Annotated in this window: 7 protein-coding genes and 1 pseudogene; 2 read left to right on the plus strand and 6 right to left on the minus strand. The window is 37.2% G+C overall.

Annotation, left to right across the window (positions count from 1 at the left end; translation table 11 throughout):
- Positions 1–239: 239 nt before the first annotated feature.
- A pseudogene (locus CP366_RS11015) lies at positions 240–381 on the plus strand (IS982 family transposase); the annotation flags it as partial.
- Positions 382–604: 223 nt separating this feature from the next.
- Here CP366_RS11015 and CP366_RS10030 read toward each other — a convergent pair.
- The 6 genes from CP366_RS10030 to CP366_RS11175 all read right to left on the minus strand — a co-directional run bounded on the left by CP366_RS10030 (position 605) and on the right by CP366_RS11175 (position 5,349).
- Complete coding sequence (locus tag CP366_RS10030) at positions 605–1,447, minus strand: SLAP domain-containing protein (protein WP_089148018.1); 843 nt, start codon at positions 1,445–1,447, stop codon at positions 605–607.
- A 76-nt stretch (positions 1,448–1,523) separates the two neighbouring features.
- A complete protein-coding gene (locus CP366_RS10035; protein WP_098043585.1) occupies positions 1,524–2,573 on the minus strand; it encodes an IS30 family transposase in 1,050 nt (349 codons plus the stop codon).
- 134 nt (positions 2,574–2,707) lie between these two features.
- On the minus strand, positions 2,708–3,457 hold the full coding sequence (locus tag CP366_RS10040) for an ABC transporter permease (RefSeq protein WP_002576323.1): 750 nt from the start codon (positions 3,455–3,457) through the stop codon (positions 2,708–2,710).
- Positions 3,450–4,367: a bacitracin ABC transporter ATP-binding protein BcrA gene (gene bcrA / locus CP366_RS10045; protein WP_002576324.1), complete on the minus strand. Its 918-nt coding sequence runs from the start codon at positions 4,365–4,367 to the stop codon at positions 3,450–3,452. Before bcrA ends, CP366_RS10040 begins: the two co-directional genes overlap by 8 nt.
- A 180-nt stretch (positions 4,368–4,547) precedes the next feature.
- On the minus strand, positions 4,548–5,162 hold the full coding sequence (bcrR, locus tag CP366_RS10050; protein ID WP_002576325.1) for a bacitracin resistance transcriptional activator BcrR: 615 nt from the start codon (positions 5,160–5,162) through the stop codon (positions 4,548–4,550).
- Complete coding sequence (locus tag CP366_RS11175; RefSeq protein WP_009246557.1) at positions 5,152–5,349, minus strand: helix-turn-helix domain-containing protein; 198 nt, start codon at positions 5,347–5,349, stop codon at positions 5,152–5,154. The genes bcrR and CP366_RS11175 overlap by 11 nt, the downstream gene beginning before the upstream one ends.
- Positions 5,350–5,514: 165 nt before the next feature.
- Between CP366_RS11175 and CP366_RS10060 the strand changes: the two genes are divergently transcribed.
- The gene (locus CP366_RS10060; RefSeq protein ID WP_089145956.1) at positions 5,515–5,853 is read left to right on the plus strand and encodes a helix-turn-helix domain-containing protein; all 339 of its coding nucleotides are present in this window, start codon (positions 5,515–5,517) and stop codon (positions 5,851–5,853) included.
- Positions 5,854–5,941: the final 88 nt, after the last annotated feature.

Consider the following 5,941-nt stretch of genomic DNA (forward strand, 5'->3'; position numbering starts at 1 on the left):
CAGGGAAATAAAATTAAGGAAATATTCATCCTTACACAAACTATTTTACGGTCTCAAACTTAAAGTTGCTCCAGAAATAAGTGCTAATGCACCAAAATATTTTCTTGCTTTAGTCATGATATAAAAAAGCAAATTATTTTGTCTATTTTTGTTAAAAAATATAAATAAAATTAAAAAGATTAGATCTTAGGATACCTAAAACATAATAGAGATAAGTCAGATCCCTGAACTCTATATAGCAGAATATGCAAGGTGCTAAGGAGCATAACGATCGTAAGTTGATGAAAATTAGGAAGGATAAATGAAAGTATTTTTTCACTTTTAGCTTATTATAATGCGGAAAATAGAACACGCATTTTAGTAGGATTTCAAACCGCTTAGAAATGACAATATTAACATAAATGGTGTATTGATGGACAAGCTTTAATTAGCACCAAGCGTACATCTTATTACTACAATTATGATAGTATCAAGACATTAGAAAAACCATACTCCGATAAAATATCGAAATATGGTTTTAAAATAGAGTGATCTAAAATATGTCCCAAATTTGGCGTTCGCATCAAATTCGATTGGCCTTAAATTTAAATTAATTATTTGAATTTTATTCTTCTGGTGCAATAGCCAAGTTTGGCATAGTTGCAATGTCGTTCATATCAATGTATGACTTTTGACCCTTAATGCCGTATAAAATCAAAGTTTGGTCGCCATTTTTAATAGTCTTAGTGCGGTCAACACTAACTTTGCTGCCAGCAGTTAATTCTTGGCTAACTCTTTTACCTTCGGCATCGTAAACAGGGACTTTAGATTCATTGCTATGCTTATCTAAAGTTACAGTTTGGTATGCAGCATATAATGGTTCATTATTTACGTAACTTACATTAGATACGCGGATATATGCGTTTTTACCGATGCTGTAATATTGGTGGCCCTTAATAGTCTTAGTTGATAAAGCCATCTTTTTGCCATCATTTACTAAGAAACGGTATGCATCACTAGCAGCTGTTTTAATCGAGCCGGTGTAGTTTACAATTTGAGATCTACGCAATAAGACACGCTTAGAGTTCTTAGTTACGCGCTTACCATTTTTGTCGTAAACATATGAATTATTAGCAATATATAAGACGCTCTTTCCGTTTAATGCTGAAATTGCGGAAGTCGGAACGTACTTGTTTTTAGCGATCTTATAAGTATATTCATAGTTGATTAACTTAGGAGCGCCGTAGTATTTAAAAGTAGTGCCGTTCTTAATCCTTTGATTCTTTTGTTTGCCAGCAGCATTGTAGACACCGATTACACTACTATTGTTATCGCCAACAGTAATTGTGCCAGTTGACTTTTTAGTAGCAGCTTGAGCAGTAGTGATTGATGGATTTACAAGTGCAATAGCTGGTGCTGTTAAAGATAATGCGGCAGCAGCTAAGCTGATTGATTTAATGAGTTTCATGGATATTCCTCCCTTGAAAATATCAATATTTTATTTGCTATTATTATACCGCAAATTGCAATAATAAATTGAACGTTTAGGCTGTTTGATAGATTTTATCTAATTCTCTTTCAAAGATTTCATCTGGTGTGTGATATGCCAGGATCTTTCTGGGTAAAGAGTTGCACCAGGTTTCAATATCAATGATTTGTTGGAGAGAATAGTTATTGATGCAGTCTCCTTTAGGAATGAATCTGCGAATAAGACCATTATGTCTTTCAACAGTTCCTTTATCACAAGAAGTATAAGGATGAGCATAATAAACAAGAGTCTTAGAAACTTCTTCTAAATTAGCTAAATCCGCAAACTCTGAACCATTGTCAGTAGTAATCGTCTTGAAGATGTCATTCCAGTGCTCGCTGTATTGTTTTTGAAGCATTTTAAAAGCCTGCATGACACTGGCAGATGTCTTGTCAGGTATGCGAATAATCAAGAATTCACGGCTCATGCGCTCAGAAAGCGTTAATAGAACCTGATCATCTTTGGTTTTATGCCCTAAAACAAGATCACATTCCCAATGACCAAATTCATTCCGCTGGTCAATCTCTTTAGGCCGCTCTTCGATGCTTCGTCCCAGCTTTTTCTTATTTTTGCGAACATGATGGAGCTTGGTATTGCGTTTAAGTTTTTCAGGCAAATCATAGTTCTTAATTGTAATTAGGCCTTGTTCTACATAGTTGTACAAAGTTCTGGTGCAGACTGTTTGGTGATGTGAAAATTCACCGATAGCTAAGCTACGATTGGCACAAACGTCAAGTGACCAGCCGTCCTCAAAGAAATGCTTAATGACGTAGCTAATAAAGTCTGCTTTCTTCAAGAAGTCTGATTTACGACCACAGTGGCGACGATTAATCTGATAAACACTCTGACCATGTTCAGCCTTATAACGCTGCTGCTTGCCATGATAGAGAGAAACAGTACCACGTTTAACTTCATAGCTAATTGTAGAAGGAGAGCAGCTCAATTCGCGAGCAATCGCTCTAATAGAACAACCATCTTTTAAACGGGTTTGGATAACAACCCGCTCTTCAAATGATAAATGCTTGCCTTTAACGTGCTGATTCATGGTAAAATGTAAAGAGTCCATTTGTGACCTCCAATAGATGTTTTTGTGGATATTAACATTCTATCAAACAGGTCCAGATGGACTTTTATTTTTATAAAGTGTTCAACTTGATTTTACAATCGGCGCTTTTAAAATTTCTATAAAATCAAGTACCATTATTTCAAATCCTCCTTTTTAAAATGATGAAAGGTCATAAGAAAACCAACTGCTGATACAAGAATAATAATAGATACAGACAGCAGTGTAGGATAGCCGGTACTCTGAAGTTTACCCTGCACCAAGAAATAGGTGGCTGTCCACGGATACAACGCTCCCCATTCTTGATTTGAAAGTGCGGCACTTCCCATGACAATCACGGCAGAGCCAATCATCGGGGCGACAAATCCTTTTGTTTTCATAGCAACAAACACAAAAGGAGAAACTGTTAAAAACATCAGGATACTGCCAAACAAAAACTTGGGGAGCCATACTATTGCCACTAGTAAGCTATATCCCTCCAATGTAAAGACAGCGTCATATAGCCCACAAACGATAAATATACCTGCCCATGTTACAAGGGTTAGCATAACAATCCAAAGAAGCAGGGTGCAAAATTTTCCAATTAATAGTTTTGTCCTTGAAATGGGTATGGGCAATATGGTTTTGAGGGTGCTTTCTGTGTACTCTCTGCTAAACAAGTAAGCTGCAATTGCCACATATATCATAATGTTTACCAGCAGCATGATATACAGTACACTGTCGCTGTATATGTCAGACAAGGTAAAGATAATCTCCGGCTTATCAAAATGTGTTTGCAAGGCTTCTATTAACATCAAAAGTGGGGTAGATAATACCCCTGCCACACTAATTAGCACCATTTTTGAACGCTTTAGTTTTAATAATTCACAAGAAATAAGATTAAGCAATACCGCCACCTCCAATCAGTTTAGAAAAGTAGTCCTCTAAGTTTTCCTCACTATCATTTATCCTTGTCACGAGCAGTCCATTTCGTGCAAATTCTCGATTGATTTCTCCAACACTTTGGCTAAAGTCATAAATTCTCACCGTACCGTCCTGCACTGTAAAATCCGTCATGTGGTAGTGGTTTTCTAAAATCTTTCCGGCTATCTCACTGTCAGATAAATCAAATTGAATGTATTTTCGATTCCTTTTGTGAAGCTCGGATATATTCACTTCCTCTACTAAATGCCCCTCGTGCATAACGCCGATAATATCTGCTATCTGTTCAATCTCGCTTAAAACATGGCTTGAGATAAAAATGGTAATGCCATGATTGTGACTAAGTTCAGATAAAAATGAGCGTATTTCAACTATTCCAATGGGGTCAAGTCCGTTAATCGGTTCGTCAAGTATTAAAAGCTCCGGCTCGTGCATAATGGCGGCGGCAATACCAAGCCGTTGCTTCATTCCGAGGGAATAATCGGAAAAGACTTTTCTTTTCTCCTTATGCAGCCCCACAACTTCAAGAGCTTTTTCTACTCCACTTTTAGATACTCCCCCTCGCAGTTTAGCGAGAATTTGCAAATTCTCATACCCTGTTAAATTACTGTAAAATCCCGGTGTTTCGATAATAGAGCCTACTTTGCTATAAAGGGTATGGATATTTTCCTTATAGTTTGTGCCAAACAAGCGTACTGTTCCCTCCGTTGGGAAAGCAAGCTGCAACATCATTTTCATTGCTGTGGTTTTGCCTGCTCCGTTTCTGCCGAGCAAACCATAAATTTTGCCCTTTGGCACATGAAGATTTACCTTATCGACAACGGTGGCTGTTCCGTATCGCTTCGTAAGATTTTCTGTTTCAATGATATAATCCATATTTGATTCTCCTTTCCGTGGGTTGCTGTTCTTGTTTTCGCTGACCACAATCTTATTATCCACGAGTATTGCATAGAAGCCAAGAAATCTACCGTCACAATGCCGACACAATAGATGTCAGCACGAAAAAAGCTCCGACACTTATCGTGTCAGAGCCTATTTTAAAGGGTTTATGGCATTTTACTTTGTTTGGGTTTGCTTTATCCAGACAAATATTTTAGCAACAAATAGCAGAAACATAAGGGCGGTTACATAGGGTTGTCTTGCCGCAGCGAAGAAGCAGATAAAAAGCGTACTCAGCACGAGAGAGCATTTTGTGATTATGTTGCTCCATGATTCCTTTTCAAAACAAACACACATCAGTTTCGCTATCCCAAGTGCAATCAAAACAATAAAAACAATCCAATAGATTGCAAGATATATTGGGGTAGTGTCTGTAAATGAAAGTAGATTGACAGAATAAATATATCCGTCAACAAGGTTACCATACAACGGCAAAAGTATAAAAGTAACCGCCATCATATCTAATATTCCATAAATGAAACTGTAAATTTTTTTCAAGTTGGAACGATTTTCAGTTTCGGCAAGTGTAATCAGTTCTTCGCCCGATAGCAGTTCATCTATGGTCACAGAAAAGAATTTAGAAATACACTTGAGCGACTCAATGTTAGGGTAACCCTTGCCGCTTTCCCATTTTGAAATGGCTGTTCTTGATACATATAATTGCTCCGCAAGTTGTTCCTGCGTTAAGTTCTTTCCAGTCCTAAGCTGTTGTAGCTTTTCATTAAATTCCATGATTCTCCTCCTGTTTGTTCCTTGTTTTCATACGTCCATCAACGGGTTTTTCTGCATCTTTTGGTATCATCCATGCACGACCAAATTTTTCAGTTCCGTCAATGCGATTTTCCTCACATAATTTTTGTATCCGTCTTTCCGATATGCCCCATTTTTCAGAAGCGGCTTTCACAGAAATGTAATTCATAATATCAACTTCCTTTCGCAAAGAGTATATAATTATTATATACGGAATGACGAATAATAGTAAGTTTCTCTCCACTAATACGAAATTATACACTACTAAACATAAAATCATACTTCGTTCAAATATCATCACCCGAAATGTACAATGATATAGGATGATATTAAAATGTACCAAGATGAAAGAAAACTTGATTTTAAGCCGTTAGGTATAGCGATAAAAAAAGCTCGGGAAGCAAAAGGGTGGACACAGGAATATCTTGCCCAACTGGTAGACCTTACGCCACGCTCTATTATGTATATAGAGAACAGGGGGCAGCACCCAAGGCTTAACAAATTTTATCTCATTACTACCTTGCTTGACATCTCTGTAGACCAGTTCTTTTTTCCATGCAATGAAGATGGCGACAACAATCGCCGCAAACAAGTTGATGTACTGTTGAATGATATGGAAGAAAAGGAGCTTATCGTGATGGAAGCTACGGCTCAAGGCTTGAAAAAGGCGTAAGCGTCAAATAACCGGATATCTGTTTTAGCCTTCATTTTTCAGGTATTCTAATCTCATCAATTTAATGGAGGTTAAGAATATGATCGAA

It is taken from the genome of Lactobacillus sp. UMNPBX15, from assembly GCF_002553785.1.
Classification (GTDB): Bacteria; Bacillota; Bacilli; order Lactobacillales; family Lactobacillaceae; genus Lactobacillus; species Lactobacillus crispatus.

Coding starts and splice junctions, on each gene's coding strand:
- CP366_RS10030 (WP_089148018.1), bottom strand. CDS start 1,447: ATGAAACTCATTAAATCAATCAGCTTAGCTGCTGCCGCATTATCTTTA.
- CP366_RS10060 (WP_089145956.1), top strand. CDS start 5,515: ATGTACCAAGATGAAAGAAAACTTGATTTTAAGCCGTTAGGTATAGCG.
- CP366_RS10035 (WP_098043585.1), bottom strand. CDS start 2,573: ATGGACTCTTTACATTTTACCATGAATCAGCACGTTAAAGGCAAGCAT.
- bcrR (WP_002576325.1), bottom strand. CDS start 5,162: ATGGAATTTAATGAAAAGCTACAACAGCTTAGGACTGGAAAGAACTTA.
- bcrA (WP_002576324.1), bottom strand. CDS start 4,367: ATGGATTATATCATTGAAACAGAAAATCTTACGAAGCGATACGGAACA.
- CP366_RS11175 (WP_009246557.1), bottom strand. CDS start 5,349: ATGAATTACATTTCTGTGAAAGCCGCTTCTGAAAAATGGGGCATATCG.